Here is a 328-nt window from a genome sequence, read left to right as displayed (position 1 = left end):
ATCGCGAGAGCCCTTCTTAACGACCCGGAACTAATCTTAGCAGACGAACCCACCGGGAACCTCGATCCGCAAACATCGGTGGAGATCATGGAGGTACTGCAAAATATCAGCAAGAACGGAAAGACTATTCTTATGGCAACTCACGATTACGCGCTGCTACTTAAATATCCCTCCAAAACTCTTAAGTGCGACGGACAAAAAGTCTTTGAAGTGGTTCAAAAGACCGTCTAAAGACGCTCATTCTGGATTCAAAATTCAAAGTTCAAGATTACTCCTTAGGAAAATGCAATACTGAGCCAGCGACTGTAGAGAGCGACGGTCGAGGTGC

General features: G+C 46.0%; 1 pseudogene. It reads left to right on the top strand.

Going from position 1 to position 328, the window contains the following annotated elements:
- Nucleotides 1-231, top strand: a pseudogene (locus HC176_RS19785) (phosphonate ABC transporter ATP-binding protein); the annotation flags it as partial.
- Nucleotides 232-328 lie beyond the last annotated feature (97 nt).

The organism is Tamlana crocina, assembly GCF_012037625.1.
The sequence above is the reverse complement of the archived record's forward strand: the minus strand, read 5'-3'. Positions and strand labels throughout refer to the sequence as shown.